Source organism: Paracidovorax sp. (assembly GCF_057642795.1).
In genome coordinates, this window is sequence record NZ_JBXYZY010000029.1 from 202,131 (window position 1) to 228,716 (window position 26,586).

A 26,586-nucleotide genomic window follows, 5' to 3' on the forward strand; every position below is an offset into this window, starting at 1 on the left:
CCGCACCGGAATTCAAGGAGTTCTTGCGCAAAGCCTTGTTTGAGCAACGTACCAGCCTGCTCCTGATCGGCCTGATCGCCTTGGGAAGTATGTATTTCCTCGGCGTTTCGGCACTTCGCTGCAAGAGTGCCCGCGAATTGCGCGCACGCCAGCTCGATCCCGCAATGCCCGCACAGCAGCTGGAGCTGGATTTCGGCAACCCGCCGTAAGCAGGTGACAAGGGCCGCAACAGCCAGGCCGGCGAAGGGAGTCGTCAGTCACAATCGCGGGCCCGATGCATGCGCCCATTCCCCCCTCCCCCCACGCCGTCTCCCGCCTGCGCGCCGCGCGCCTCGCCCGCAGCGCCAAGCCCTTCCTGGCCCGGGGCGGGCCGCGGGGCGAGCGCTGCCCGGGCTGCCGGCTGCCGCCCAGCCACTGCCTGTGCGCGGCGCGGCCGCAGGTGCCGGTGGAGGCGGGCATGTGCCTGCTGATGGCCGACATCGAGCCGCTCAAGCCCAGCAACACCGGCTGGCTGATCGCCGATGTGGTGGCCGACACCTTCGCCTTCGGCTGGGCGCGCACGCAGGTGGACCCGGGCCTGCTGGCGCTGCTGCGCGATCCGCAGTGGCAGCCGTATGTGGTGTTTCCGGGCGAGTTCGTCGATCCGCAGCGCGTGGTCACGCAACTGCTGCCGGCCGCCGCGGCGGCCAACGCCGCTCAGGCGGCACAGGAAGCGCCAACGGCAGCCCCCCGGCGACCGCTCTTCGTGCTGCTGGACGCCACCTGGCCCGAGGCACGCAAGATGTTCCGCAAGAGCCCCTATCTCGACAGCCTGCCGGTGCTGAGTCTGGAGTCGGGCCAGCTCTCGCGCTACAGGCTGCGGCGGTCCACGCGGGGCGACCATTTCTGCACATCGGAGGTGGCGGCCCTGTGCCTGGAGCTGGCGGGCGAGACCCGCGCCGCCCGCGTGCTGGAGGCGTATCTGGATGTCTTCACTCACCACTATCTGCAGGCCAAGCACCAGCTGCCGCCGCACTGGGACGGCGACGAGCACCGGCAGCTGCGGGCCCTGGCGGCGGGCGATGCGCTGCCGGATGAGGCCGTGGAGCCCCCCTCAGCCTGACCCTGCGGCCCGACAGCCGCTGAGAACGTGTTCACGATCTCGCGGGGGATCGTGAACACGCTCTTACATCCGCCCCACGATCGGGCGATAGGATGGCCGGCCCGACATTCACCGCGGCCCGACCGCCGCAGCCGCACAACTCCATGCAACGCCGCCTCCTGATCGCCACCGCCCCTGCCGCCGTCTTCGCCGCCCTGCTGGGCTGCGCCGCGACGGCATCGGCCGGGCCGCGCTACACCATTCCCCGCGAAGAGATCGAAGAGACGCTGGCCCAGCGCTTTCCGCGCCGCTTTCCGCTGGCTGGGCTGGTGGAGCTGAACGTGCAGGCGCCGCGCATCGCGCTCAAGTCCGAGCGCAACCGGCTGGCTGCCGAAATGGCAGTGGACGCAGGCGGCCCGCTGCTGCGGCGCAGCTACCCCGGTCGGCTGAACGTGGAGTTCGGCCTGCGCTACGAGCCCAGCGACCGCACCGTGCGGGCGCACGACATCCAGCTGAACACGCTGGAGTTCCCCGACCTGCGGCCCGATGCGGCGGCGCTGCTGGCGCAATACGGGCCGCAGCTGGCGCGCGAGTCGGTGGGCGAGGTGGTGCTGCACACCCTGCGCCCGCAGGACCTGGCCCTGCCCGACGGGCTGGGCATGCAGCCCGGCGCCATCACCGTGACCGACCGCGGGCTGGCGGTGGAACTGGTGCCCAAGCCGCTGTCCTGACGCACAGCGTCCCCACCGCGCCGGCCACGACGGCGCCCACAGCGCTATGAAAAAGAGAGCTAAATGCGCGCACTCCACCTGGGCCGGCGGCATGAATGGCATGCAGGGCGGCCTGCCGGGTGACTTGCAGGTGCGCTGCCGTCCTGCACCGCGCGCGCGGCGTTGGGTCCACCCTGTGAGGATGAACGCCCCAGCCGCTCCCACCCCCACCACCTCCCACGCCCCAGCGTCCTCCGCCGCGCCTGGGGCCCACTCCACGCAACAGCCTGAGCCCGCCGGCACCCCGCAGCCCAGTCCGCGCCTGGCCGGCCAAGTGGCGCTGGTCACCGGCAGCGCGCAGGGCATCGGCCTCGCGGTGGCCGAGCGGCTGGCGCAGGAGGGCGCGCACATCGCCCTGCATGTGCGCAAGGAGGACGAGCGCTCCGCCCGCGCGCAGCAGCGCATCGCCGCCACCGGCCAGCGCTGCGAGGTGTTCGCGGGCGACCTGAGCGACGTGCCGCGCATGCAGGCCCTGGTGGCCGAGGCCGATGCCGCCTTCGGCCGGCTGGACGTGCTGGTCAACAACGGCGGGCTGGAGCTGCGCGCCGACTTCCTCGACACCACCGAGGCCGACTACGACACGGTGCTGGACGTGAATCTCAAGGGCGCGTTCTTCACCGCCCAGGCTTTCGCCCGCCAACTGCGCGACGCCGGGCGGCCCGGCCGCATCATCCACATGAGCTCGGTGCACGAAGACCTGCCCTTTCCGCACTTCACCTCGTACTGCGCCAGCAAGGGCGGCCTGCGCATGCTGATGCGCAACATGGCGATCGAGCTGGCGCCGCTAGGCATCACCGTGAACAACGTGGCGCCCGGCGCCATCCGCACGCCCATCAACGATGCGCTGATGCAGCAGCCCGCCAAGCTGGCAGCGCTCAAGGCCCAGATCCCGCTGGGCCGCCTGGGCGCGCCGCCCGACGTGGCGGGCGCGGTGGCCTTCCTCGCCTCGCCCGATGCGGCCTACATCACCGGCGCCACGCTGGTGGTGGACGGCGGACTTTTATGGAACTATGCGGAGCAATGAGGACCGCACAGACATGAGCAGCATGAGCGCCACCACCGCACCGCCCTCCGTCGCCCCGGCTGCCGCGGCACCCGCTGCGGCCAGCCAGCGCATTTCCGACCGGCACCCGGCCTACCGCATCCACCTGAACCTCGCGCGCGTGCAGGCGCCGGGTGCGCCGCCCTGCGACCACTGCACGCCCGCCGACCGCTACCAGGAACTGTTCATCGCAGTGCAGAGCCAGCAGGTGTTCGCCGACAGCAAGACCTTCGTGGACTGCGCCCCGCTGCAGGAGCCCGAGACGATCCTGGCCGCCTACCGAGCGCTGCACGCGCAGCCCGGCTTCGACCTGGGCGCCTTCGTCATGGAGCATTTCAGCTCGCCCGAGGTGACGAACGACGACTACGTCGGCACGCCAGGCCTCTCGCTGGCCGAGCACATCGACGCGCTCTGGCCCGTGCTCACGCGCAGCCCCAAGGAGCACCCGCAGCGCGGCTCCGCCCTGCCGCTGGCCCACCCCTACGTGGTGCCGGGCGGGCGCTTCGCGGAGCTCTACTACTGGGATTCGTACTTCGCCATGCTGGGCCTGGCGGCCTCGGGCCGCACCACGCTGCTGCACCACATGACGGACAACTTCGCGCGGCTGATCGACGCCTTCGGCTTCGTGCCCAACGGCACGCGCACCTATTACCTGAGCCGCTCGCAGCCGCCGCTCTTCGCGTCCATGGCCGAACTGGGCGCGCTGGCTGGCGGTCCGCCCGTGTCGCACTACCTGCCGCAGCTGCTGCAGGAACACGCCTTCTGGATGGACGGCCTGCACGTGCTGCACCCCGGCGATGCGCGCCGCCGCGTGGTGGCGCTGCCCGGCGGCGAAGTGCTCAACCGCTACTGGGACGACCGCGACACCCCTCGCGAGGAATCGTGGCGCGAGGACGTGGAGACCGCGTCCCTGGCCGACCGCCCCTCGCCCGAGGTCTATCGCGACCTGCGCGCGGCCTGCGAGTCGGGCTGGGATTTCTCCACCCGCTGGCTGCGCGCCCCCGACGCGGCCGATCCGGCCACGCTGCAGCTCTCGCAGATCGTCACCACGCAGCTACTGCCCGTGGATCTGAACGCCTTCCTCTACCGGCTCGAAGTCTCCATCGCCAAGGCCAGCCAGAGCCTGGGCGACGCCGCCACGGCGCGTCACTTCCACGAGCTGGCCGCGCACCGGCGAGAGGCCGTCAACCGGCTGCTCTGGAACGAGGCCGAGGGCGCCTATTTCGACTACGACTGGAAGGCGGGCACGCTGCGCACCTGCCTGACCGCCGCCACGCTGGTGCCGCTCTACGCCGGCATGGCCACCGAGGCGCAGGCCGCCGCCGTGGCCCGCACGGTGCAGGCACGGCTGCTGGCGCCCGGGGGACTGTCCACCACCGAATGCGCCAGCGGCCAGCAGTGGGACCGGCCCAACGGCTGGGCACCGCTGCAGTGGATGGCCGTGCGCGGGCTGGAACGCTACGGCCACCGCGAGCTGGCGCTGGAGGTGCGCCGCCGCTGGATCGACACCGTGCGCGCCGTCTATCAGCGCGAAGGCAAGCTGGTCGAGAAATACGCCCTGCGCGCCCATGAGCACGACACCGCCGCGGGCGGCGATGGCGGCGAATACCCGCTGCAGGACGGCTTCGGCTGGACCAACGGCGTGGTGCAGTGCTGGCTGGATCCGCGCTATGACACCGAAGCCGCCGCCCACGCCATCTACTACGGCCCCCCGGACGAAAGCCTGATGCGCCAGGGCTGGGCCGACGAGCCCACCGCCACGGACGACAACCCCGCGCCCGGCGGCTGATCCGCCGGCGGCAGGCACGGGCGCATCCGTCTGCGCCCGGCCTCGCGCCACTGCCTCAGAACCCGCAGAGCCACGCGCTGCAGCCGCGCCGCAGCGGCGTTCCCGCCTTCGCCAACAGCTTTCAAACCTTCGTCATTTCACAGAGAGAGGATTCACCCGCATGGATAAAGAGCTCGCTTCCGCCACCGCCTGGCTGCACACCGAAACCTTCTGGGGCCTGACGGCCTCCAGCCTGCTGATCGCTGCAGCAGCCTCTCTGCTGACCTACCTGGTGCTGACGCTGCTGCTGCGCTGGGCCGTGGGCCGGGCGCAGAAGGTCGCGGCGGAGCAGGCTCCCGATGCGCCGCGCGGCGGGCCGGCCTCCATTGCGCTGCAGGTGCTGGCCGGCACCAGCCGCCTGCTGATCCTGCTGGCCGCGCTGCTGGTGGGCGCGGGCCTGCTCGATCTGCCAGGCCGCTGGCCGGCCAAGGTGGACCAGCTCTGGTTCCTGGCGCTGGCGCTGCAGGTGGGCCTCTGGGGCACGCGCGCCACCGCGCTGGTGGTGGACCGCTACCGCCAGCACCACGGCGCCACCGGGCCGGCGCAGATGAGCGCATCGGCCACGCTCATGTCCTGGGGCCTGCGCACACTGCTCTGGGCGACAGTGCTGCTGGCCATCCTCTCGAACCTGGGCGTGAACATCACCGCCTTCGTGGCCAGCCTGGGCGTGGGCGGCATCGCCATCGCGCTGGCGGTGCAGAACGTGCTGGGCGACCTGTTCGCCTCCATGGCCATCGCCGTGGACAAGCCGTTCGAGGTGGACGACTTCATCGTCGTGGGCAGCGTGGCGGGCACGGTGCAGCAGATCGGCGTCAAGACCACGCGCATCCGCGCTTTGAGCGGTGAACAGGTGGTGATGAGCAATACCGACCTGCTCAAGCAGACCATCAACAACTACCGCCACATGCGCGAGCGGCGCATCGTGTTCAACTTCCGCGTGCCCTACGGCACCCGCGCCGACACGGCCGAGGCCATCGCCCAGGCCGTGCGCCGCATCATCGAGGCCGAGCCCAACGCGCGCTTCGACCGCGCCCACCTGCAATCGTTCAGCGAGACCGGCCTGGCCTACGAGGTGGTCTATATCGTTCTGGATGCGGGCTACAACGTCTACATGGACCTGCAGCAGAAGATCAACCTCGCGCTGATGCGCGAGCTGGAGGCCCTGGGCGTGGACTTCGCCGTGCCCGAACGCCGCCTGCACGTGGCCAGCCTGCCGCCGCTGCCCCCGGCAGCGCCCCTGCAGGCGGGCACCAGCCAGCCCTTGTCGGCATGATGCTATGAATTAAATAGCAGACCACCCTCGTAGAATCCGCGCTCCGCCCCGCAAGGGCCGGAGCGTTTTTTTCCCCCACCCGTTTTCCGGACACCCTCCCCATGACCCGCGACACCGCCCGCCAGAACGAACTCAAGAAGATGGAGCTGTGCGAGCCGTGCTCGGGCATCCAGCGCAACTGGCGCCGCGCGCCTGGCCATGCCGAGCTGGTGCAGCGCGGCAGCCGCAAGGAAGAGCGCGAGGACGGCCGTATCGTCACCGTCACGCGCTATCGCTGCGACCGCTGCGGCACCGCTTGGGAATACGAGAACGACAAGGCCGACCAGCACGTGGGCTGGTCCGTCGTAGGCGGCTGAGCGGCCCTCGGCCCGCGCTCAGCGCAGGCTGCCGGGCGGCGGCTGCAGCACCGAAGGGTCGGTATGCACCAGCTCCAGCGGAAAGCGCTGGCCGGCCAGGTAGTCGCGGATGCATTCGAGCACCAGCGGGCTGCGCAGCCGGTCGGCGCAGCATTCGATCTCCTCGAGCGTCATCCACACCGTGCGCACGATGCCGTCGTCCAGCGTGCGCCAGGCATGCGGCGCGCCCACGCTGCCCGCGAAGGCGAAGCGCATGTAGGTGATGTCATCACCCGTGCGCGTGCGTGTGAAGCGGTTGAGATAGACGCCCACCAGCGCGGCGGGCGTGAAGTCGCAGGCGGTTTCTTCGAGCACCTCGCGGATGCAGCCCTGCACGGGCGACTCGCCCGGGTCCAGGTGGCCCGCAGGATTGTTCAGGCGCAGCCCGTCGGCGGTGTCTTCTTCCACCAGCAGGAAGCGGCCTTGCTGCTCGACGACGGCGGCCACGGTGACGTTGGGTTTCCAGCGGTTGGGCATGGGGCGCATTATGACGACGCCCGCCGCCCGCCCGGACAAGCTCGCACCCAGCCCTGACAGCCCGCGCCGCTAGAGCGCCCGCACCATGTAGACCGCCCCGGTGCCGTAGCTGTCCAGATGCCGCTGCTGGGCCGCGTCCGCGAGCGGCTGAGCCCCATAGCCCTGGCGCTCCCAGAACGCCTGCGTGCCCTGTACCGACACCAGGGCCGAATGGCGCAGCCCCTCGGCCCGGGCGCGCTGCCATGCGGCCGCCAGCAGGCACTGGGCCAGCCCGCGCCCGGCCCAGGCGGGCGCAACGGCCAGGTCGTGCAGATAGAGCGCATCGGCCTGCGGCGCGCTGTGGAAGTCGCCCTCGAAGGGCGTGACGGCACCCCGACGGCTGCGGTAGGCCGCCAGGTAGGCCACCAGCGCCGGCGACGGGCCATCTGCCTCCACCAGTGCCAGCGAGCACTGCGCCGCGCTGGCCAGCCGCCGCACGAACACCGCTTCCCCCTCGATCAGCCCATCGCCGTAGCAGGCACGCTGCACGGCCAGCAGGCCGGGCACGTCGGCCGGCCGCAGCGGGCGCAATCCCAGTCCCGGCCCGGGCAGGCCGCAGCCGATGGTTGCAACGTCACGTTCAGGCATGGTCATTGGAAGGAGACGTCAGCGAGGCGCCGCGGAGCACGCCTGGTGGGCCGCAGGACGGTGCGGGGCGGCAAGGGCTGGAAGGCAGCGCCCGTTTGTGCGCGTCGCCGCGGACCTGAGTCGCCCGTTGCACCTTGAGAGCCTGAGCCTGATGCTGGCGGCCGTATCCGCCACACCACGGCCCAGGCGTCATAGCCGGCGCCAAAGCTGCTTCAGCGCGGCAGTGTCGGCGGCTGCACCAGGTCGTCGAGCGACAGGCCCTTTTCCTGAAGCAGCGCCTCCAGCACGGGCTTCAGTCGGCCCAGGCTTTCCTGCACGGCCTCGCGCACCGTGTCCACCACCACCTGGGTGCTGCGCTCGATCTCGATGTTGAGGCGGTCGCCCTCGCGCTTGCCTTCGAACACCGTGGCGCGGCGGGTTTCGGGAATCAGCCAGACCTCGAACCAGCCGTCCTGCCGGTTGACCTCTGCCACCGTCAGGCTGGCGCCGTGGATGGCGATGTAGCCCTTGGCGAACACGTAGCGGCGGAAGGGCTCGGGCACGGCCACGCGCCAGACCAGGTTGTTGTCGAACTCGCGGCGTTCCACGAGCGTGCCGGTGAAATCGATGTGGCCCGACAGCGGATGGCCGCCGATCTCGGCACCGTCCTTGGCGGCGCGCTCCACGTTCACGCGGTCGCCTTCGGCGTAGCTGCCCAGCGTGGTGATGTTCAGGCTCTGCAGCATCACGTCGAAGTTGGCACGCGTGGGCGAGACCAGTTCGGTCACCGTGAGGCACACGCCGTCGGTCGCCACGCTGGCGCCGATGGCGAGGTCTTCGCAGAAGCCTGCGGGGAAGTCGAGCGTGAAGGTGCGCAGGCCTGCGCGGTCGGTGATGGCGGCAATGCCTGCCGTGGCCTGGACGATGCCGGTGAACATGGTGGACGGTTTTTTAGGGGGAGGAGAAGGCGGCGAAACGGGCAAAAGGCGATTCTGCCAGCCGCCTCCATCCTCCTGCGGCGGACATAAGAAAGGCTGCCCACCGGGCAGCCTGTGCGGTCGGCGCAGCGGGCTTTTTCAGCGGGCGCGCAGGAAGTTGCCCACGTCGAGCAACACCAGCTCGTTGTCGTCGGCCTGGTTGGGCTCGCGGCTGGAACTGAAAGGCAGGTTGTTGTCGTTGCCGACCACGATGTGGGTCGGGTCCACGATGTCCACGTTCTCGATGGTGAAGAACGGGAAGGCGAGCGCGCCGCCCGTTAGCGGCTTGCGGGCCAGGTGATGCGGGTCGTGGATGTTCAGCAGGTCGATGTAGGCCACCTTGCGAAGCGGGCCGCCGGCGTTGGCGTCGGCCAGCTCCACCTTGTAGATGCGCTTGAACTTCGCCACGTCGTGGAAGCAGTCGGGGCGCTTGACGCCTTCGGGGCAGGCCTTGTCCGGCGTGCCTTCGCCGTTATCGCGTTCGATGACGAGGCCCGTGCTGCCGTCGATCATGTTGAAGTCGCCGATGGCGTTCTGGTTGGCCTCCAGCACGTACTTCCAGTGGCGCCCGGTCCACTTCTCGGCCTTCACGTCGAATTCGAGCACGCGCAGGTACTGCTTGCCGCCCGCCACCGACTCATAAGCCTTGGCGGATTCATCCCACACCGGGCCTTCGAGCAGCGCGTAGAGCTTGCTGCCGTCGGGGCTCGCGGCCATGCCCTCGAAGCCCTTGGAGCGCTTGATGTCGAAGGCCGGAGCCTTGGCGTCGGGTGCGCCGGCGGTGGTGACGGCGGGGTTGTCGGGCGAGCGCACCACGCGGCCATCGACTTGCGTGTCGAACACGGCCAGCACGCGGCCGTTCAGGTCGGCCTTGATGAGATAGGGGCCGAACTCTTCACCGATCCAGAGCGCGCCGCCCGCGAACTGGAAGCTCTCGGGGTCGAAGTCGGCGCCGGTCAGGTAGCGCTGCTGGGTGCCTTCCTCCGCGATGCGGAAGGGCACCTTCTTGTCAGGGTCGTGCAGGAAGACGGTTTTCAGGCGCTTGAACTGGCCGCTCTTGAAGTCCACCTGGTAGTGGTTCAGGTAGAGCATGAAGTCAGGCGAGTTGGCCTTGGAGCCGGCGCCGTTGTCGGTCAGGATCCAGAAGCTGCCGTCGGACAGGTGCTTGATGCCCGAATGACCTTGCGCGGGCTGGCCCTCGAAGGGCAGCGACACGCCCGTGGGCCGGCCGGCGGACTGGCCTTCGACAGTGCCCACGGCATCTACGCGCCGGGCGGTGGTGAACTTGCCACTGGTGCGCAGGTCAGCCGGCACATCAGCGGGCGGGGCGATGAAGGAGCGCGCCGGCAGCACGGCGTGTCCGGCCAGCACGGAGGGAAAGGCTTGCGGGGCGGTCTGCGGCTGGGCTCGTGCCGGCAGGACGGCGATGCAGGCCAGCGCGGCGCAGGCGGCCAGGCGGAAGGTCGAAGGGAACAACATGGGATGCGCTCTCTCACAGCGAATGGAAGAGCCGCCACCTTGCCCATGACCCATGACGCCGCCATGACGCGGCAGCCCCGCCCACGCTCTGCACGGGCGCGTTCGGTGGCAGCAGGTGCGGGCTCAGCCGCCCGCGCGCCGCCGTTGTGCCAACTGCCATCCCAGGTAGGCGATCACCACCGCGTTGAGCGCGATCACCGCCGTGGCCGCGGCCGTGGGCCGGTGCAGCCAGTGCCAGAGCTCGAACGGGATATAGAGCCCGCCGGAGAGCGCGCCCAGCCATTCCCCCCAGGCGCGGTCTCGCCAGAGGCCGTAGGCCTCGGTGAAGCGCAGGGCCGCATATCCCGTGGCCACGGCGGTGAGCATCTGCCAGTCGCCGTGGCCGGACCAGCGGTCGATGCCGGCCAACAGCAGCGCCGGGTAGTACGCGCCGGGGTTCAACCCCACATGGCCGATGAGTGCGGCCGCGATCTGGTGCAGGTCCTTGTGCAGCAAGCCCAGGACGCCGACGCCGGCGACGAGCGCCACGGCACCCTTGAGCGCCTCGAAGGCCGCGATGGTGCGCAGCGCCCGGCGGGTGCGGGGCGGGGCGGGGGGAGGAGAAGAAGCCATGGGAGAGTGCGAAGAGGGCGATGCGGTCCGGGCCGGCCACCGCAGTATCCAACGCCCGGCAGGCCCGGCCATCGAATGAGGCAGCGGCCCCGCCTAGCGCGCCGTGGGGATGCCGTCAGGCCAGGCGAAAGACCGCCACGGCCCGCACCAGCTGTTGTGCCTGCTCGTTCAGGCTGTTGGCGGCAGCGGCGCTTTCCTCCACCAGAGCGGCGTTCTGCTGCGTGGTGGTGTCCATCTGCGTGACCGCCTCGCCCACCTGGGCGATGCCCGAACTCTGCTCGGAAGTGGCGGCGCTGATCGCCCCCACCAGTTCGCTCACCTTGCGGACGGAATCGACGATCTCCTGCATGGTGCTGCCCGCCTGGGTGACCAGTTGCGCACCCTGGCCGGCCTGGGTCACGCTGGTGGTGATGAGTTCCTTGATCTCCCGCGCCGCGGCGGCCGAGCGCTGCGCCAGGCTGCGCACCTCGCTCGCCACCACGGCGAAGCCCCGGCCCTGCTCGCCCGCGCGGGCGGCTTCCACGGCGGCATTGAGCGCCAGGATGTTGGTCTGGAAGGCGATGCCGTCGATCACCCCGATGATGTCCGCGATGCGGCTGGAGCCGGCATGGATGTCCTGCATGGTCTGCACCACCTGCTGCACCACCTCGCCGCCGCGAGTGGCGACACCGGCCGCGCTGCGCGCCATCTCGTTGGCCTGGCGGGCGGTTTCGGCGTTGTGCTGCACGGTGGAGCCGAGCTCTTCCATCGAGGCGGCGGTTTCCTCCAGCGCGCTGGCCTGGGTCTCAGTGCGCTGGCTCAGGTCGCTATTGCCCTGGGCAATCTGCGCGCTGGCGGTGGCCACGCTTTCGGAGTTCTGCCGCACCGAGCCGACCACGCTGCTCAGACGTGCCGTCATGGACTGCAGGGCCGTCATGAGCTGGGCGATCTCGTCGCTGCCCTCAACCCGCACGCGTACCGACAGGTCGCCGGCCGCCACCGACTCGGCGAGCTGCACCGCCTGGCCCAGCGCCCGGTTGGTGGTGCGCGTGATGGTCGCCATCACCCAGACCGCCACGCAGGCCAGCGCGGCCAGCACAGAGAGCAGCACCAGCAGCAAGTGGCGCTGCCGGGCGATCTGCTGATCCAGCGAGGCATCCAGCAGGGCGAACGAGGCATCCACCAGCGCGAACTGCGCATCGACGAAGCCCGTCATGCGGGTGATCCAGGCCGTGGCCGGCAGCGTCAGCGCCTCGGGGCGCACGATCGCCTCCTCGGCCAGCTTGAACGCGTCCTGGCCCGCGGTCTCGGCAGCATCGCGAGCCGACTCCACGGCGGCGGGCAACTTGCCGCCACCGGCCGCCAGGTCGAGCGCCTTGCGCGAGTCTTCATAGTACTGGCGGGCACGGTCGGCCAAGGCCTGCAGTCGCGCACGCTCTTCCAGCGAGGCCTCGCCGCTGCCGAGCAACACCGCGCCCCGCGCCCGCATCTGTCCGAGCGATTCGGCCAGTTGCGGCAGGTGCGACAGCACCGCGCGCTGAACGAAGTAGGTGGAGGCATCGGGGTCCAGCGCGAGACCGGAGCTGTTGGCCACGTCGTCCAGGATGCTGAGCAGCCGTGCGATGAGTGCGGTGTGCCGCTGGTTGCTCTGCGGGCCGGAGAGGGTCTTGCCCGCCACGGCACTGGCCAGCGCGTTGAAATCCGTGGCCATGCTGTCGAAGCGTTCGGAGAGCGCCTTGTCCGCCAGAGGGGGGAGTTCCTTGCGCACCTGGGCAATGGTGGCGTCGATCTCCTGCTGGCGCTTCTGGCGGTCGCCCTCTTCGGAGGAGGAGCCGCTCAGCACCGCAGCGGACAGGCCCCGATGTTGTTGAATCTGCTGCAGCATCCGCAGCATGTCGGCGGCCGGGTCCAGACCCAGCCGCTCTGCGCGAGCCACGTCGAGCTTCTCCATCGCGATGCTGACCAGCATGACGGTGGGCACGAGAAAGAGCGCCAGCGCCAGTGCCCCGATGAGAGCGAACTTGCGCGAAAAACGGAGATGAGTGATCCAGGATGCCATTTTGATGCGTTATATGTTGCTATTTGCGCAGATATTGACCACAAGAATCACCATCTGCATGCCTTGGCAAGAGTGCAAGGCGCCTCTCGTGCGCACCTGACTCCGCGTCCACTATACATATCGTTACCAAGACACAGCGTGGGCACCGACCGACTTCGATGACCTGTTGGCAGGAAGCCTCTGTTTGCAGCCATGCCGCGTGGGTTGCACCTGCGGAGCATGGGAATGCCGCACCGTTGCGGCCGGCCTGCGCTTCAGGGGGACGCCTCCCTTCCTTGCGGCGCCCCCACCCCGATACAGCAACGCGTCGCACCGCCCGAAGCGATAGTTTCTATCTCTCGATTAGGAATGAGCAATTGGCCAAGCCGACCATCGGCCTCTAGCATTCACGCATCGCCGATTGAGAGGAGCACCAACATGTCCCGCCTGCGCGCCACCGCCCGCCAGAACATGCCCACGCTGATGAAGACGGGCAGCTACTACCTGATCCATATCTGCGTCGCCGCCCTGGTGGCCTACGCAGTCACGGGCAATCTGATCGCGTCGCTCACGCTGAGCCTGCTGGAGCCTACGGTCCAGGCGGTGGCCTTCTTCTTCCATGAAAAGGCCTGGGAACGCGCGGCCCGCCGCCGCGAGGCCGCAGCGCCAGAAGCCGCGGCCGCCGCGGCCTGAGCGCAGCGAAACCCCGCAGCAGACGAAAGGAACGCGCCATGCCCTCGAACCCACCGAACCGTCGTAACACGCCAGCCGCAAGGGCGTTTCAGCATTGGCTGATGGACCGCCTGGCCGGACTGGCCTGGGCGCAGTGAACCGGTGAATCAGCGCCGCCGCGAAGCCCCGGGCGAAGAAGAGCGAAGAGAGGGGAGAAAAAGGCCGTCAGGCGCGCACATCGAGCAGCGCACCCATCATGCGGTCGCTGGTTCGCAGCACCTGCAGATTGGCCGTGAAGGCATAGCTGGCGGATAGCTGGTCCACCGCCTCGCCCTCGAGCGAAGTGCCGGAAGGCGCGCCCCCCTCGCCGCCCTGCGCGGGGGCCGGCGCACCCGTCGCCGGCTTCACGCGGGCCGCGACGCCGCCCTGCCCCGGCACGGCCTCTTCCTGCACCGACTGCGGGCGAAAGCCCGGCGTGCTCGCGTTGGCCACGTTGTTCGCCGACACGTCCATGCGCATCTGCGCGGCGCGCAGGCCGGAGGAGGCGATCGCCGAAACGCTGCTGTTCATGTGCGGGCTCCGAGGGAAGAAGGGGGGATCGAGACGAGCGCCAATTATGCGTGGGAGCGCGTTTCAGCGCCCGGCGGCACTGGGGCATGCGCACGTTCCAGGCACTGCACGAACACCTGGACGGCGCGGCTGGGCGTGGGCGAGCGGCGCACCAGGCTCACGAACTGGCAGCGGTAGAAGAAAAGCTCCGGCCGCACGGCCTGCATGCGGCCCTGGCGCTCGAAGCTCTCGGCATAGTGGTCGGGCAGAAAGCCCAGATAGCGGCCCGAGAGCACCAGCGTGGCGATGGATTCCTGGTCGAACCCGGTGGCGCTGCGCGTGAGGCGTGCCTGGTGGCTCAGCTCCATGTTGGGCGAGTGGTAGCCCAGGCCGGCGAAGGGGTGGGCGCGCAGCGCGTCCCAGTCGAGCGCGGCATGCTGCGCGCCAAAGAGCGGATGGCCCGCGCCGCAATAGAGCTGCATGGTCTCGCCGAACAGGTCGGCATAGACCAGGCTCTGCGAGGCGCGATGCGCCGGAATGATGCCGACCTGCCAGCTGCCGTCGATCACGCCGCGCTCGATGGCATTGATGGAGGCCACATGCAGCTGCAGCTGCACGTCGGGCGCCTGCGCGGTGAAGGCGGCGATCGCCTGGCCGATGCGGGCGGCCGGGTTGCTGGCGGTCTTGTCGAACACGGCCACGGCCAACTGACCGCCCATGCGGGCGTGGATGTCGTCGATGCCGTCGCGAAAGCCCCGCACGGCGGCCAGCAGGCGCAGCGTCTCTTCATACACCCGCTGCCCCTCGGGCGTGAGCGCGAAGCCCGCGCGCCCGCGCCGGCACAGGGTGAGGCCCAGGCGCGCCTCCAGGTCCTTGACGTGGCGGCTCACGGTGCTGGTGCCGATGTTCAGTTCCAGCTCGGCCGCGGCCATGCCGCCGCATTCGACGACGCTCTTGAACACCTGCAGCAGGCGCAGATCCATATCGGCCACCTGGCCGAGCACGGCGCGCTGGCGCGGCACGGGCACGGACGGGGCGGCGGGGGCGGAGGCAGAGGCAGAGGCAGAGGCGGAGGCATCAAGCATGGGCGTTGCGGGTCATTACTTGCACTAACGCGCAAGTGAACGGTGATATTGCGGCATTCAAGGGATTATCGGCCGCACGAACAATGACGCATCGCATCGGCTTGCTGCCATGCGGCCCTTCGCTTCGCCACGTTCCGCTTTCACTCTCACCGGAGTCCCGCATGAGCTTCGTTCCCCTGGATACCCCCCTCGCCGACCCCAAGGACGCCGGCGCCGCGCCGCGCATGGACGCCGCCTGGCTCGACGCCCACTGGATGCCCTTTACGGCCAACCGCCAGTTCAAGGCCAAGCCGCGCATGATCGTCGCGGGCCAGGGCGCCTATTACACCGACTCGGACGGCCGCAAGATCTTCGACGGCCTCTCGGGCCTGTGGTGCGCGGGCCTGGGCCATGGCCGCCGCGACATCGCCGAGGCCATCGGCCGCGCCGCCGCCACGCTGGACTACGCGCCGGCCTTCCAGTTCGGCCACCCGGCCTCGTTCACGCTCGCCAACACGATCCGCGAGCTGACCCCGGCGGGCCTGGACTACGTGTTCTTCACCGGCTCGGGCTCCGAATCCGCCGACACCTCGCTCAAGATGGCCCGTGCCTACTGGCGCGCCAAGGGCTTGGGACAAAAGACGCGCCTGATCGGACGCGAGAAGGGCTACCACGGCGTGAACTTCGGCGGCATCTCGGTGGGCGGCATCGTGGGCAACCGCAAGACCTTCGGCCAGGGCATCGAAGCCGACCACCTGCCGCACACGCAGCCGCCCGCCGGCTCCTTCGTGCAGGGCATGGCCGAAGACGGCGGCCGGGCGCTGGCCGACCGGCTGCTGGACGTGATCGCGCTGCACGACGCGAGCAACATCGCGGCGGTGATCGTGGAGCCGTTCTCGGGCTCGGCCGGCGTGGTCATCCCGCCCAAGGGCTACCTGGAACGCATCCGCGAGATCTGCACGCAGAACAACATCCTGCTGATCTTCGACGAGGTCATCACCGGCTTCGGCCGCTGCGGCGCCTGGACGGGCGCACAGGCCTTCGGCGTGACGCCGGACATCCTCAACTTCGCCAAGCAGGTGACCAACGGCGCCCAGCCGCTGGGCGGCGTGATCGCCACGCGCGAGATCTACGACACCTTCATGGCGGCGGGCGGCCCCGAGTACATGCTCGAATTCCCGCACGGCTACACCTATTCGGCCCACCCGGTGGCCTGCGCGGCGGGCAACGCGGTGCTCGACATCCTGCAGAAGGAAGACGCTCCGGGCCGCGTGAAGGCGCTGGCGCCCTACTTCCAGCGCGCCGTGCACGGGCTCAAGGGTGCCAAGCACGTGGCGGACATCCGCAACTACGGCCTGGCGGCCGGCTTCACCATCGCCGCCCTGCCGGGCGAGCCGGCGCGCCGGCCCTATGAAATCGCCATGAAGTGCTGGGACAAGGGCTTCTACGTGCGCTACGGCGGCGACACCATCCAGCTGGCACCGCCCTTCATCAGCACCGAGGCCGAGATCGACCGCCTGGTCAGCGCCCTGGGCGATGCCCTGCACGAAACCGCGTAACTCTGTTTTTGATAGCAGGCAGCGCAGGCACCACCTGCGCCGCAGGCACTTTTGACCTTGAAACCATGCACCACGAGAAATCCGTGACCTCCACCGTCGGCCATCTGATCGACGGCCAGCTCGTCGCCGACACCGCCCGCACCCAGCCGGTGTTCAACCCCGCCACCGGCCAATCGACCACCAGCGTGGCCCTGGCCGACCAGGCCACCGTGGAGGCCGCCATCGCCTCGGCCGAGGCCGCCTTCCCCGCCTGGCGCAACACGCCACCGCTCAAGCGCGCGCGGGTGTTCGCCAAGCTCAAGGTGCTGCTCGAAGAGCATGCCGACGAGATCGCCGCCCTCATCACCGCCGAGCACGGCAAGGTGCTCTCCGACGCGCACGGCGAGCTGCAGCGCGGCATCGAGAACGTGGAATACGCCAGCTACGCGCCCGAGCTGCTCAAGGGCGAACACAGCCGCAACGTGGGCCCAGGCATCGACAGCTGGAGCGAATTCCAGGCGCTGGGCGTCACCGCCGGCATCACGCCCTTCAACTTTCCGGCCATGGTGCCGCTGTGGATGTGGCCCATGGCTGTGGCCTGCGGCAACACCTTCGTGCTCAAGCCTTCGGAGCGCGACCCCAGCAGCACGCTGTTCATCGCCCGGCTCGCGCTGGAAGCGGGCCTGCCACCTGGCGTGCTGAACGTGGTCAACGGCGACAAGACCGCCGTCGATACGCTGCTGCGCGATGCGCGCGTGAAGGCCGTGAGCTTCGTCGGCTCCACGCCCATCGCCGAATACATCTACGCCGAAGGCTGCAAGCATGGCAAGCGCGTGCAGGCCCTGGGCGGCGCGAAGAACCACGCCGTGCTGATGCCCGACGCGGACGTCGGCAACGCCGTGAGCGCGCTGATGGGCGCGGCCTATGGATCGTGCGGCGAACGCTGCATGGCCATCCCGCTGCTGGTCGCAGTAGGCGATGCAGTGGGTGACGCGGTGATCGCAGGCCTCAAGACCGAGATCGCCAAGATGAAGGTCGGCCCCGGTACCGACAACGGCAACGACATGGGCCCACTGGTCACCCAGCCCCACTTCGAAAAGGTGAAGGCCTATGTGGACAGCGGCGTGGCAGAAGGCGCCACGCTGGTGGTGGACGGCCGTACGGTAAAGGTGGCGGGCCACGAGGAAGGCTACTTCCTGGGTGCCTGCCTGTTCGACAACGTCAAGCCCGGCATGAAGATCTACCAGGAAGAGATCTTCGGCCCCGTGCTGGGCGTGGTGCGCGTGAAGACGCTGCAGGAAGCCATGCAGCTCATCAACGACCACGAGTACGGCAACGGCACCTGTATCTTCACCCGCGACGGCGAAGCGGCCCGCTACTTCACCGATCACATCCAGGTCGGCATGGTGGGCGTGAACGTACCCCTGCCTGTGCCGGTGGCCTACCACTCCTTCGGTGGCTGGAAGCGCAGCCTGTTCGGCGACCTGCACGCCTACGGCCCCGACGCCGTGCGCTTCTACACCAAGCGCAAGACCATCACCCAGCGCTGGCCCTCGGCCGGTGTGCGCGAAGGCGCAGTGTTCAGCTTCCCCAGCAGCCGCTGAGGTCCCTCTCCCCCTCCCGCCCGCACGGGCTGCGGCCAGCCGGGCTCACTTGCCGGCTGCGCTGGGGGCGGGCTTCTTATGCGCCGCATGGCCCGCCGGATGGGCGGGCGCCTTGTGCGGTGCGGCCTTCTGGGCCGCCGCCTTGCGCGCCCCGGCCTTCGCTGGCGCGGCCTGGGTCCGGGAAACGGGTGCCTTGCGTTCCTTCTTGTCCTTCAAGGACTTCGCGGGCGCCTTGGCGGCTGGGGTCGCCTGGGACGCCTTGGCTTCTGCGTACTTGTGCGGCGGCAGGGCCTGCGCCGCAGGAGCCAGGGGTTGCAGCGCCGTGACTGCGGGCTGAGCAGCGGAGGCTGCCCCCTGCGGCAGCACCGTCACCACCTCGCGCGCCTCTTCGGTGCTGTACTTGACCCGCAGGTTCTGCGACGGCACGCCCCGCAGCACCAGTTGCTTGCGCACCGACAGGGCCCGTGCCAGAGCGGCCTCACGCGCCGGTTCGGGCTTGTTGGCCTGCCGGTCGCTGTAGCCCTTGATCTCCCAGAGCGCCGTCTTGTCGCGGGCCAGCACGTCCAGCAGGGCCGCGGTGCCCGGCGGCAGGTCGGTCGCGAGGCCGGAAAAGCGCGCCAGCGTGCCGTCGTCGGGCATGCGCAGCGCCACCGGGGCGGCCGACGCCGGAGCGGGTGCGGCCACAGGCAGCGCAGCAGGGGCGGCCGCAGCGGCGGCCACAGGCGCGGCGGATGGCTGAGGCGCTTCGGCCAGGGGCGCCGTGCAGCCCGCAGCCAGCACGGCAGCACCCAGCAGCAGCGCGGGAACAACAACAGGCACGAAGGGGAAAGAGGCCAGGCAAGGCCGGTCTGAACGCATGGGATACGGTCGGTTGAACATGGAAAAAGTACGCCGGGGCCGCTCGCACCGCGCCCACGCGGCACGCCGGCGCGACGAAGCCGCCACGGCGGCGATTGTGCGCCGACCGGGGCGGTCCCTTGTGGGCCCGGCTGCACACTCGCTTCGCCACCATCCACTGTTACAGTTGTTTCACCAGCCTGCGTCCGATCACCCTTGCGCCTCACCCCCGCCTGCTAGCCCGCTCTCAGCCCATGCCCGCACCCGCTGCCCAGGCCACCACCACCCCGACGCCCCGCAAGGTGCATTGGCTGGTCCGCATGAACCGGCGCAACCGCTCGGTTTTCTACGCCATGCTGGGGCTGTCCATCGCATCGCACCTGTGGTTTACCGGGGCCAGCCCGCTGCTGTGGGCGGTGATGGTCTTCCAGTTCTTCATCTACCCGCAGCTGGCCTACTGGCGCGCCGTGCGATCGCAGCACCAACGCGCCGTCGAGTTGCAGAACTTCAATCTGGATGCGGTCTTCGGCGGACTGTGGTCGGGCTTTCTGGGCATGCCGCTGTGGCTCAGCTTCTCCCTCATCATCGGCAACTGCATCAACATGGTGGTGTTCTACGACCTCAAGGGCCTGCGCATGCTGGCGCTCACCACCGGCGGCGGTATCGCGTTGGCTGCCGGCGGCTGGCTGGCGGTGGCCGGCACCTGGCCGCTCGACCCGTCCACCCACACGGTCACCGGTCTGTTTTGCATCGCATCGCTCACCGTGTACTTCGTGGCCTTCGCGCACGACGGATACGTGCGCGCCATGAACCAGTACCGCGACAACGAGACCCTGCGCCTGCAGTTCGAGGAAATCCTGTCGCTGCAGACGCGGCTGCGCGACCTGGCACTGCGCGACCCGCTGACAGGCCTCTTCAACCGCCGCCAGCTAGATGCCGTGCTGGCCCCGGAACTGGAACGCTGCCGCAAGGCCGGCACGCCGCTGGCGCTGCTGATGATCGACATCGACCACTTCAAGCGCATCAACGACACGCACGGCCACGCGGCCGGCGACGCCATGCTGCAGGCACTGGCGCAGCTGCTGCAAAGCCACGTGCGCCCGCAGGACCTGGCCTGCCGCCACGGCGGCGAAGAGTTCGTTCTGCTGCTGGCCGACACGCCGCTGCCCGTGGCACTGGAGCGCGCCGAGGCCCTGCGCGAAGCCTTCCAGGGCCTTCGGGTGCGCTACGGCGAGGTGAGCATGTCGGCCACCCTGTCCTGCGGCCTCGCGGCCTTCCCCGAGCACGCCTCGCTGCCGCAGACACTGACCGCCTGCGCCGACCTGGCGCTATATGCGGCCAAGCTGCAGGGACGCAACCGGGTGGCGGTGCATGGGTCGGACACGGAATCCCAGCGCGATGCGCATTCATGACACCATGCTCATCGCGGCTCCGATCCGCTGGATTCCGGCGCCCACAGCAAAGGTGTTTCGCCGATCTAAGAGGAATTGCTTACTAGGGTTTCCACCGAACGCTGGCCTACAATTCTGATCCCCTACAAAGCTGGCACCACCACGGCTGTCGTGATGCGGAGTGCAGCAACTACCCTTCAGTGGAGACGCTTGATGTCCGATACCCCCCCGGTTAACGCCACGCCTGACAAACGCGCCCTGCTGCGCCAAGCAGCCCTCGAATACCACGAGTTTCCGAAGCCGGGAAAGATCGCCATCGCCGCCACCAAGCAGATGGTCAACCAGCACGATCTGGCGCTGGCTTACTCGCCGGGCGTGGCCGCTCCCTGCGAAGAAATCGTCAAGGACCCCGCCGCCGCATTCCGCTACACCTCGCGCGGCAACCTGGTGGGCGTGATCTCCAACGGCACGGCCGTGCTGGGCCTGGGCGACATCGGTGCGCTGGCCTCCAAGCCCGTCATGGAAGGCAAGGCGGTGCTCTTCAAGAAGTTCGCCGGCGTCGATGTCTTCGACATCGAAATCAACGAAAAGGACCCCGCCAAGCTGGTCGAAGTCATCGCCGCCCTGGAGCCGACCTTCGGCGCAATCAACCTCGAAGACATCAAGGCGCCCGAGTGCTTCTACGTGGAGCGCGAGCTGCGCAAGCGCCTCAATATCCCCGTCTTCCACGATGACCAGCACGGCACTGCCATCACCGTGGCCGCCGCCATGATCAACGCCCTGAAGGTGGTGGGCAAGGACATCGGCGCAGTGCGCCTGGTCGCCTCCGGCGCGGGCGCCGCGGCGCTGGCCTGCCTGAACCTGCTGCTGAAGGTGGGACTGAAGCGCGAGAACGTGTTCGTCACCGACCTGGCCGGTGTGGTCTACGAAGGTCGCACCGAGCTGATGGACGAGGACAAGATCCAGTTCGCCCAGAAGACCGACGCCCGCACGCTGGCCGAAGTCATCGAAGGCGCCGACGTGTTCCTGGGCCTGTCGGCCGGCGGCGTGCTCAAGCCCGCCATGGTGGCCAAGATGGCCGCCCGCCCGGTCATCTTCGCACTGGCCAACCCCAACCCCGAAATCACCCCCGAAGACGCCCACGCGGTGCGCGGCGACGTGGTGATGGCCACCGGCCGCACGGACTACCCGAACCAGGTCAACAACGTCCTGTGCTTCCCGTACATCTTCCGCGGTGCGCTGGACTGTGGCGCGACGACCATTACGCTGGAAATGGAGATCGCCGCCATCCACGCCATCGCCGAGCTGGCCCAGGCCGAGCAAAGCGAAGTGGTGGCCGCCGCCTATGTGGGCGAGCCGCTGGCCTTCGGCCCGGAATACCTGATCCCCAAGCCGTTTGACCCGCGGCTGATGATCAAGATCGCACCGGCCGTGGCGCAGGCCGCCGCCGACAGCGGCGTGGCCCAGCGCCCCATCGCCGACATGGACGCCTACCGCGACCATCTGCAGACCTTCGTCTATGCCTCCGGCACGATGATGAAGCCCATCGTCAACGCTGCCAAGCTGGCCGCCAAGAAGCGCGTGGCCTACGCCGAAGGTGAGGAAGAGCGCGTGCTGCGCGCAGCGCAGATCGTGGTGGACGAGAAGATCGCCCGCCCCACGCTGATCGGCCGTCCGGCCATCATCGCCCAGCGCATCGAGAAGTTCGGCCTGCGCCTGAAGGAAGGCGTGGACTACGACGTCGTCAACGTCGAAAACGACCACCGCTACCGCGATTTCTGGCAGACGTACCACCGCATGACGGAGCGCAAGGGCATCACGGTGCCCATCGCCAAGATCGAGATGCGCCGCCGGCTGGCGCTGATCGCCGCCATGCTGCTGCACAAGGGCGAGGTGGACGGGATGATCTGCGGCACCTGGGGCAACACGGCGCACCACCTGAACTACATCGACCAGGTGATCGGCAAGCGCGCCGGCGTGAACACCTATGCCTGCATGAATGGCCTGCTGCTGCCCGACCGCCAGGTGTTCCTCGTGGACACGCACGTCAACTACGACCCCACGGCCGAGCAGCTGGCCGAGATCACCGTGATGGCGGCCGAGGAAATGATGCGTTTCGGCATCAAGCCCAAGGCGGCGCTGCTGTCGCATTCCAACTTCGGATCCAGCAACCAGCCCAGCGCCGTGAAGATGCGCGAGACCCTGGACCTGCTGCGCATTCAAGCGCCCTGGCTGGAAGTGGACGGCGAGATGCACGGCGACGTGGCGCTGGATGCCGCGCTGCGCGCCCAGGTCATGCCGCACAGCACGCTGTCCGGCAGCGCCAACCTGCTGGTGCTGCCCAACATCGACGCGGCCAATATCTCCTACAACCTGCTGAAGACGGCCGCCGGCGGCGGCATCGCCATCGGCCCGGTGTTGCTGGGAGCTTCCGAACCGGTGCACATCCTGACGGCGAGCGCCACTGTGCGCCGCATCGTCAACATGACGGCCTTGACCGTCGCCGACGCCAACGCGGCCCGCTAAGCCCGTAGGACCGAGCAAGCGCTAACTTTTTGGCGCACTTTCAGTGCATGGCGCCTGCCCAACAATTGGGCAGGCGCTTGCTTTTTGAGCACCTTTCCGTCACACTAATGGCTCGAAATTCCGGGTTAACCCGTAGTTTCTGAAAGGCGTAGTGGATGTTGAAGGCTGTCGCCCTGCAGGCGTACAAAGCAAGTTGGGCAGGTGTTCTGGGACTGGCGTTCGCGCTGGCTCCCATGGCGGCATCGGCTCGTAACACGCCGGAAATCACCGGTTCCCCCCCTATCGCATTGGCAGAGTTGCCCCCACAAGGGCGAGCAACTTACGCCCTGATCCACCAGGGCGGCCCTTTCCCGCATGACAAGGATGGATCGGTGTTCGGCAACCGCGAGCGGTTGCTGCCGGCGAGCAAGCGGGGCTATTACCGTGAGTACACGGTCGCCACGCCTGGAGCGCGCAATCGGGGAGCACGTCGCATCGTCTGCGGTGGCCCGCCACGCACGCCAGACGCCTGCTACTACACCAGCGACCACTACGCGAGCTTTCGGGTCATCCAGGAATGACAAACGGGACGGCGGTCAGCACGCCCGCCGCCCGGTGCGAAGGCACCGGACCGATATCGCGTGACGGAAGATTTTCTCCAGCAGACTCCCCCACCCGTCTGGCTGGCCTCAATTTTGTGGACATCTAAAGAAAGAGCAGCGGAGATGGAAACGCCACTTCGTAAAGATCAGGAAAACCCCTTGCGCGGCGTGCGCGGCAACATCGTGCAGTCGATCCGGGCCTTCCGGGTCCAGGATCTGCAAACTGCCGCCAGCCACCTCGGTCACCATTTCCTGTACGCCAACCTGGCACATGCGCAGACCAAGCAGGACGTTCTCGACCTGATTGCCGCGCAATTCACCTTTCCGGCGCACTTCGGCAAGAACTTCGACGCGCTGTACGACTGCATGACGGACCCGCTGCACAAGTCGGGCCCGCAGCCGGGCTTCATCGTGGTGCTGGAACAGATTCCCGCCACGGTGAAGTTCGACAAGGAAGCCCGCGAGCAGCTGCTCGACATCTTCCGAGACGCCGCCGACTACTGGGCCGACCGCAAGATCCCGTTCCGCTGCTTCTATTCTTTTCTGTAGCCCGTTCTGCAACCACTGGCCAGGCAGAACGGGCCAGCGAGGCTGGCGTCAAGGCAGCCCCCGCCCCGGCCACCGAGATCGTGATCGAGCCCTCTTCGGGCGAGAAGATGCCTACCGACAAGCTGGTGGACGTTTCGCCGCTGGCGCTGCGCATGAGCAGCCCGTTCAATGCGGGGTATTGGCTCGCGGCGGCCTGATTCGGTACATCCCCCTGAGGCGCCTGCGCGCCTTCCCCCTTCTCTCGAGTGGCTGCGCCATTCGGGAAGGGGGACGACACCAGTGGTATGGCAAAGCCAGATCCACGGTGTCTCTGGCTGGAGCGGCGCCATTCCGGACCGCCAGGATGAGACAAGGCTAAAGCCCTTGATCCACGGCGACTTTTCGCTCTGTTTCTAGCAGCAGGCTTGCGCCAGCGCCACGTACTCGGCCACGGGCACTTCCTCGGCGCGGCGCTGGGTGTCGAAGGTGCCGGCGAAATGGCGCGCTTCGAGCCAGCGGCCCAAGGTGTGGCGCAGCAGCTTGCGGCGCTGGCTGAAAGCCACCTGCACCAACTCCTCCAGCAGCTGGGGGGCCACCGGCATGGGCTCTGTGCGGGGCACCATGCGCACGACGGCACTGTCCACGCGCGGCGGCGGGTCGAAGCTTTCGGGCGGCACGAAGAGCACGTCTTCCATGGCGTAGCGCCACTGCAGCATCACCGAAAGACGCCCGTAGTCGCTGGTGGCGGGCTGGGCCACCATGCGGTCGATGACTTCCTTTTGCAGCATGAAATGCTGGTCTTCGATGACGTCCACATGCTCCAGCAGGTGAAACAGGATGGGCGTGGAGATGTTGTAGGGCAGATTGCCCACCACTCTGATTTTCGGAGCACCCAGCGCTTGCTGCACCTGGGCGAAGTCCACTTTCAGTACATCGGACTCAATCACGTCGAGCTGGCCGTGCAGGCGCAGCCGGGCCGCCAGGTCGCGGTCGAGTTCGATGACGGTGAGGCGGCCCAGGCGCTCGACCAGGGGCTGCGTGAGCGCGGCCAGGCCGGGGCCGATCTCGACCATGGGCTGGCCGGGGCGCGGGTCGATGGCCCGCACGATGGCGTCGATGATGCCGCCGTCGCTCAGGAAATGCTGGCCGAAGCGCTTGCGCGCGACGTGTTTGCCGTGGCTGCCGGGATTGCTCATTGCGGTGGGTCGCGGTATTCGACGTAAGCGCGGCCGCGGATGTCCTGCACCCAGTTGGCATAGGCCTCGTCAAGCTTCTTCTCGCGCACGACGTCGCGCACCATGTCCCGCTGCTCGCGCTGGGTGAGCTTGGCTTCGCGCCGGTCCAGCAGCTGGATCAGGTGAACGCCGAAGCGCGACACCACGGGCTGGCTGATCTCGCCAGGCTGGAGGCCGTTGAGCGCCTCCTCGAATTCGGGCACGTAGCGGCCCGGGCCGGCCCAGCCCAGGTCGCCGCCGTCCTTGGCGCTGCCGTCCTGCGAGTGTTCGCGCGCCAGCGAGGCGAAGTCGGCGGTGCCGGCCTGGATGCGGCGGCGATAGTCGGCCAGCCGGTCGGCCGCCTGGGATTCCGACAGCTGGGGACCCACACGCAGCAGGATGTGGCGGGCATGCGTCTGCAGGGCCATGGCGGCGACGGCGCCCTTGTTGCGCTCGAGCACCTTGAGCACGTGGAAGCCGGCGGGCGAGCGGATCGGGCCAACGATGCTGCCGACGGCCGCGTTCTGCGTGGCGCTCACGAAGAGTTCGGGATAGCGATCGGCCGGGCGCAAGCCCAGCTCGCCACCGGAGGCAGCTTCGGAGGCGTCCGAGGTCTCCCGCGCCACCGTGGCGAAATTTTCGCCGGCGCGCACCCGGTCGGCCGCCTTCTGCGCACGCGCGCGGCGCTGCTCGACGATCTCGGGCGAGGCGTTCTCGGGCACCACGACGAGGATGTGACCCAGATTGATCTCGACCTTGGACGGATCGGTGGTGTTCTGCTGTTCGCGCAGGTACTGGTCCACATCCAGGTCGCTCACGCGCACGCGGGATTCGACCTCACGCTCGCGCAGCCGCTGCATGAGCAGCTGGTTGCGCAGCTCCTGCAGGAAGCGGTCGCGGGTGATGCCGTCCTGCGACAAGCGACGGTACATCTCGTCCATGCTCACGCTGTTTTGCCGCGCCACGGACTGGGCGGCCTGGGATACCGCGAGATCGTCCACCTTGATGCCGCTCTCGGCCGCCAGCTGCAGCTGGATCTTGTCGAGGATCAGGCGCTCCAGCACGTCCTTGGACAGCTGCGCGGACGTGGGCTGCGGGCCGCCCTGGGAGGCGATCTGCTGTGCCACCCTCGCCATGCGGCTGCGCACCTCATTGTTGGTGATGGGCTCGGAATTGACCACCGCCACGATGTAGTCGGCCTGGCGCGGCTGCGCGGCCGCAGTGCTGCTGGCGGCGCCCGCGGGCGGCAGGGTGATGGCCGGCAGCCCGCGCGACGACGCGGCGCCGCTGCTGCCCTTGCCGCTGCGCGGGCCGGTGCCGGCATTGCCTCTGCCGGCGCTGTCGCCCAGGCCCGGGGTGGCCGTCGCGCCAGCCGACGGGCGGAGCCCTTGGGCATGGACGGCTGCGGGCGGCAGGACGCTAGCCAGGGCGCTCAGGCAGGCCAGCCCCAGGGTGATGGCGCGTTGTTTCATGGCGTGTTCAGACAAGAAGGAAGTGAGTGCGGAGCCTGCCGCCCCGCCCGGGG

General features: G+C 68.8%; 25 protein-coding genes. 14 read left to right on the forward strand and 11 right to left on the reverse strand.

Annotation, left to right across the window (positions count from 1 at the left end):
• The first annotated feature begins 23 nt into the window (after nt 1-23).
• The 7 genes from AC3A84_RS12125 to AC3A84_RS12155 all read left to right on the forward strand — a co-directional run bounded on the left by AC3A84_RS12125 (nt 24) and on the right by AC3A84_RS12155 (nt 6,350).
• Nucleotides 24-209: a hypothetical protein gene (locus AC3A84_RS12125; protein WP_487969871.1), complete on the forward strand. Its 186-nt coding sequence runs from the start codon at nt 24-26 to the stop codon at nt 207-209.
• A gap of 65 nt (nt 210-274) precedes the next feature.
• Entirely contained in the window at nt 275-1,102 is an 828-nt protein-coding gene (locus AC3A84_RS12130; RefSeq protein ID WP_487969872.1) for a tRNA-uridine aminocarboxypropyltransferase, read from the forward strand.
• Between the two features lie 143 nt (nt 1,103-1,245).
• Nucleotides 1,246-1,812, forward strand: coding sequence for a DUF1439 domain-containing protein (locus AC3A84_RS12135; RefSeq protein WP_487969873.1), 567 nt, complete (start codon nt 1,246-1,248; stop codon nt 1,810-1,812).
• Between the two features lie 181 nt (nt 1,813-1,993).
• On the forward strand, nt 1,994-2,875 hold the full coding sequence (locus AC3A84_RS12140; RefSeq protein ID WP_487969874.1) for an SDR family NAD(P)-dependent oxidoreductase: 882 nt from the start codon (nt 1,994-1,996) through the stop codon (nt 2,873-2,875).
• 13 nt (nt 2,876-2,888) lie between these two features.
• A complete protein-coding gene (gene treF, locus AC3A84_RS12145; RefSeq protein WP_487969875.1) occupies nt 2,889-4,682 on the forward strand; it encodes an alpha,alpha-trehalase TreF in 1,794 nt (597 codons plus the stop codon).
• 160 nt (nt 4,683-4,842) lie between these two features.
• Nucleotides 4,843-5,994 (forward strand): mechanosensitive ion channel family protein, encoded by a 1,152-nt coding sequence (locus tag AC3A84_RS12150; RefSeq protein ID WP_487969876.1) that lies wholly within the window; start codon nt 4,843-4,845, stop codon nt 5,992-5,994.
• A 101-nt stretch (nt 5,995-6,095) separates the two neighbouring features.
• Nucleotides 6,096-6,350 carry a hypothetical protein gene (locus tag AC3A84_RS12155; protein WP_343590070.1) on the forward strand — a complete coding sequence of 85 codons (255 nt, stop codon included), beginning with the start codon at nt 6,096-6,098 and terminating at the stop codon, nt 6,348-6,350.
• 18 nt (nt 6,351-6,368) lie between these two features.
• Here the strand turns inward: AC3A84_RS12155 and AC3A84_RS12160 are convergent, their stop codons facing one another.
• The 6 genes from AC3A84_RS12160 to AC3A84_RS12185 form a co-directional block, all read right to left on the reverse strand.
• Nucleotides 6,369-6,866 (reverse strand): NUDIX hydrolase, encoded by a 498-nt coding sequence (locus AC3A84_RS12160; RefSeq protein ID WP_487969878.1) that lies wholly within the window; start codon nt 6,864-6,866, stop codon nt 6,369-6,371.
• A gap of 69 nt (nt 6,867-6,935) precedes the next feature.
• Nucleotides 6,936-7,493: a GNAT family N-acetyltransferase gene (locus AC3A84_RS12165; RefSeq protein ID WP_487969880.1), complete on the reverse strand. Its 558-nt coding sequence runs from the start codon at nt 7,491-7,493 to the stop codon at nt 6,936-6,938.
• A 212-nt stretch (nt 7,494-7,705) separates the two neighbouring features.
• Nucleotides 7,706-8,410 carry a riboflavin synthase subunit alpha gene (locus AC3A84_RS12170; protein ID WP_487969881.1) on the reverse strand — a complete coding sequence of 235 codons (705 nt, stop codon included), beginning with the start codon at nt 8,408-8,410 and terminating at the stop codon, nt 7,706-7,708.
• Between the two features lie 138 nt (nt 8,411-8,548).
• Nucleotides 8,549-9,928, reverse strand: coding sequence for an esterase-like activity of phytase family protein (locus AC3A84_RS12175; protein WP_487969883.1), 1,380 nt, complete (start codon nt 9,926-9,928; stop codon nt 8,549-8,551).
• Nucleotides 9,929-10,051: 123 nt separating this feature from the next.
• Nucleotides 10,052-10,540 carry a DUF2127 domain-containing protein gene (locus AC3A84_RS12180; protein ID WP_487969884.1) on the reverse strand — a complete coding sequence of 163 codons (489 nt, stop codon included), beginning with the start codon at nt 10,538-10,540 and terminating at the stop codon, nt 10,052-10,054.
• 115 nt (nt 10,541-10,655) lie between these two features.
• Entirely contained in the window at nt 10,656-12,578 is a 1,923-nt protein-coding gene (locus tag AC3A84_RS12185; protein WP_487969885.1) for a methyl-accepting chemotaxis protein, read from the reverse strand.
• A gap of 417 nt (nt 12,579-12,995) precedes the next feature.
• Here AC3A84_RS12185 and AC3A84_RS12190 point away from each other — a divergent pair, with 417 nt between their 5' ends.
• Nucleotides 12,996-13,250 (forward strand): DUF2061 domain-containing protein, encoded by a 255-nt coding sequence (locus AC3A84_RS12190; RefSeq protein ID WP_487969887.1) that lies wholly within the window; start codon nt 12,996-12,998, stop codon nt 13,248-13,250.
• Between the two features lie 204 nt (nt 13,251-13,454).
• Here the strand turns inward: AC3A84_RS12190 and AC3A84_RS12195 are convergent, their stop codons facing one another.
• Complete coding sequence (locus AC3A84_RS12195; RefSeq protein WP_487969888.1) at nt 13,455-13,799, reverse strand: flagellar basal body protein; 345 nt, start codon at nt 13,797-13,799, stop codon at nt 13,455-13,457.
• Nucleotides 13,800-13,843: 44 nt separating this feature from the next.
• On the reverse strand, nt 13,844-14,761 hold the full coding sequence (locus AC3A84_RS12200) for a LysR family transcriptional regulator (protein ID WP_487970070.1): 918 nt from the start codon (nt 14,759-14,761) through the stop codon (nt 13,844-13,846).
• Between the two features lie 263 nt (nt 14,762-15,024).
• Between AC3A84_RS12200 and aptA the strand changes: the two genes are divergently transcribed.
• Nucleotides 15,025-16,401 (forward strand): omega-aminotransferase AptA, encoded by a 1,377-nt coding sequence (gene aptA / locus AC3A84_RS12205; protein ID WP_487969889.1) that lies wholly within the window; start codon nt 15,025-15,027, stop codon nt 16,399-16,401.
• A gap of 65 nt (nt 16,402-16,466) precedes the next feature.
• Nucleotides 16,467-17,984, forward strand: coding sequence for a CoA-acylating methylmalonate-semialdehyde dehydrogenase (locus AC3A84_RS12210; RefSeq protein ID WP_487969890.1), 1,518 nt, complete (start codon nt 16,467-16,469; stop codon nt 17,982-17,984).
• Between the two features lie 45 nt (nt 17,985-18,029).
• Here the strand turns inward: AC3A84_RS12210 and AC3A84_RS12215 are convergent, their stop codons facing one another.
• Nucleotides 18,030-18,803 (reverse strand): OmpA family protein, encoded by a 774-nt coding sequence (locus AC3A84_RS12215; protein WP_487969891.1) that lies wholly within the window; start codon nt 18,801-18,803, stop codon nt 18,030-18,032.
• 272 nt (nt 18,804-19,075) lie between these two features.
• Here AC3A84_RS12215 and AC3A84_RS12220 point away from each other — a divergent pair, with 272 nt between their 5' ends.
• The 4 genes from AC3A84_RS12220 (at nt 19,076) to AC3A84_RS12235 (ending at nt 23,868) form a co-directional block, all read left to right on the forward strand.
• On the forward strand, nt 19,076-20,233 hold the full coding sequence (locus AC3A84_RS12220; RefSeq protein WP_487969893.1) for a sensor domain-containing diguanylate cyclase: 1,158 nt from the start codon (nt 19,076-19,078) through the stop codon (nt 20,231-20,233).
• 192 nt (nt 20,234-20,425) lie between these two features.
• Entirely contained in the window at nt 20,426-22,738 is a 2,313-nt protein-coding gene (locus AC3A84_RS12225; RefSeq protein WP_487969894.1) for an NADP-dependent malic enzyme, read from the forward strand.
• 155 nt (nt 22,739-22,893) lie between these two features.
• Nucleotides 22,894-23,298 (forward strand): guanyl-specific ribonuclease, encoded by a 405-nt coding sequence (locus tag AC3A84_RS12230; protein WP_487969895.1) that lies wholly within the window; start codon nt 22,894-22,896, stop codon nt 23,296-23,298.
• 144 nt (nt 23,299-23,442) lie between these two features.
• Complete coding sequence (locus AC3A84_RS12235) at nt 23,443-23,868, forward strand: barstar family protein (RefSeq protein WP_487970072.1); 426 nt, start codon at nt 23,443-23,445, stop codon at nt 23,866-23,868.
• 392 nt (nt 23,869-24,260) lie between these two features.
• Here AC3A84_RS12235 and rsmA read toward each other — a convergent pair whose 3' ends face one another.
• Together rsmA and AC3A84_RS12245 are read right to left on the reverse strand one after the other, a co-directional pair.
• Nucleotides 24,261-25,043, reverse strand: coding sequence for a 16S rRNA (adenine(1518)-N(6)/adenine(1519)-N(6))-dimethyltransferase RsmA (gene rsmA, locus AC3A84_RS12240; RefSeq protein ID WP_487969897.1), 783 nt, complete (start codon nt 25,041-25,043; stop codon nt 24,261-24,263).
• On the reverse strand, nt 25,040-26,533 hold the full coding sequence (locus AC3A84_RS12245; protein WP_487969898.1) for a peptidylprolyl isomerase: 1,494 nt from the start codon (nt 26,531-26,533) through the stop codon (nt 25,040-25,042). Before AC3A84_RS12245 ends, rsmA begins: the two co-directional genes overlap by 4 nt.
• Nucleotides 26,534-26,586 lie beyond the last annotated feature (53 nt).

Coding starts and splice junctions, on each gene's coding strand:
- AC3A84_RS12185 (WP_487969885.1), bottom strand. CDS start 12,578: ATGGCATCCTGGATCACTCATCTCCGTTTTTCGCGCAAGTTCGCTCTC.
- AC3A84_RS12200 (WP_487970070.1), bottom strand. CDS start 14,761: ATGGATCTGCGCCTGCTGCAGGTGTTCAAGAGCGTCGTCGAATGCGGC.
- AC3A84_RS12225 (WP_487969894.1), top strand. CDS start 20,426: ATGTCCGATACCCCCCCGGTTAACGCCACGCCTGACAAACGCGCCCTG.
- treF (WP_487969875.1), top strand. CDS start 2,889: ATGAGCAGCATGAGCGCCACCACCGCACCGCCCTCCGTCGCCCCGGCT.
- AC3A84_RS12165 (WP_487969880.1), bottom strand. CDS start 7,493: ATGCCTGAACGTGACGTTGCAACCATCGGCTGCGGCCTGCCCGGGCCG.
- AC3A84_RS12170 (WP_487969881.1), bottom strand. CDS start 8,410: ATGTTCACCGGCATCGTCCAGGCCACGGCAGGCATTGCCGCCATCACC.
- AC3A84_RS12195 (WP_487969888.1), bottom strand. CDS start 13,799: ATGAACAGCAGCGTTTCGGCGATCGCCTCCTCCGGCCTGCGCGCCGCG.
- AC3A84_RS12140 (WP_487969874.1), top strand. CDS start 1,994: ATGAACGCCCCAGCCGCTCCCACCCCCACCACCTCCCACGCCCCAGCG.
- AC3A84_RS12210 (WP_487969890.1), top strand. CDS start 16,467: ATGCACCACGAGAAATCCGTGACCTCCACCGTCGGCCATCTGATCGAC.
- AC3A84_RS12175 (WP_487969883.1), bottom strand. CDS start 9,928: ATGTTGTTCCCTTCGACCTTCCGCCTGGCCGCCTGCGCCGCGCTGGCC.
- rsmA (WP_487969897.1), bottom strand. CDS start 25,043: ATGAGCAATCCCGGCAGCCACGGCAAACACGTCGCGCGCAAGCGCTTC.
- AC3A84_RS12230 (WP_487969895.1), top strand. CDS start 22,894: ATGTTGAAGGCTGTCGCCCTGCAGGCGTACAAAGCAAGTTGGGCAGGT.
- AC3A84_RS12135 (WP_487969873.1), top strand. CDS start 1,246: ATGCAACGCCGCCTCCTGATCGCCACCGCCCCTGCCGCCGTCTTCGCC.
- aptA (WP_487969889.1), top strand. CDS start 15,025: ATGAGCTTCGTTCCCCTGGATACCCCCCTCGCCGACCCCAAGGACGCC.
- AC3A84_RS12190 (WP_487969887.1), top strand. CDS start 12,996: ATGTCCCGCCTGCGCGCCACCGCCCGCCAGAACATGCCCACGCTGATG.
- AC3A84_RS12235 (WP_487970072.1), top strand. CDS start 23,443: ATGGAAACGCCACTTCGTAAAGATCAGGAAAACCCCTTGCGCGGCGTG.
- AC3A84_RS12150 (WP_487969876.1), top strand. CDS start 4,843: ATGGATAAAGAGCTCGCTTCCGCCACCGCCTGGCTGCACACCGAAACC.
- AC3A84_RS12220 (WP_487969893.1), top strand. CDS start 19,076: ATGCCCGCACCCGCTGCCCAGGCCACCACCACCCCGACGCCCCGCAAG.
- AC3A84_RS12155 (WP_343590070.1), top strand. CDS start 6,096: ATGACCCGCGACACCGCCCGCCAGAACGAACTCAAGAAGATGGAGCTG.
- AC3A84_RS12130 (WP_487969872.1), top strand. CDS start 275: ATGCATGCGCCCATTCCCCCCTCCCCCCACGCCGTCTCCCGCCTGCGC.
- AC3A84_RS12180 (WP_487969884.1), bottom strand. CDS start 10,540: ATGGCTTCTTCTCCTCCCCCCGCCCCGCCCCGCACCCGCCGGGCGCTG.
- AC3A84_RS12245 (WP_487969898.1), bottom strand. CDS start 26,533: ATGAAACAACGCGCCATCACCCTGGGGCTGGCCTGCCTGAGCGCCCTG.
- AC3A84_RS12160 (WP_487969878.1), bottom strand. CDS start 6,866: ATGCCCAACCGCTGGAAACCCAACGTCACCGTGGCCGCCGTCGTCGAG.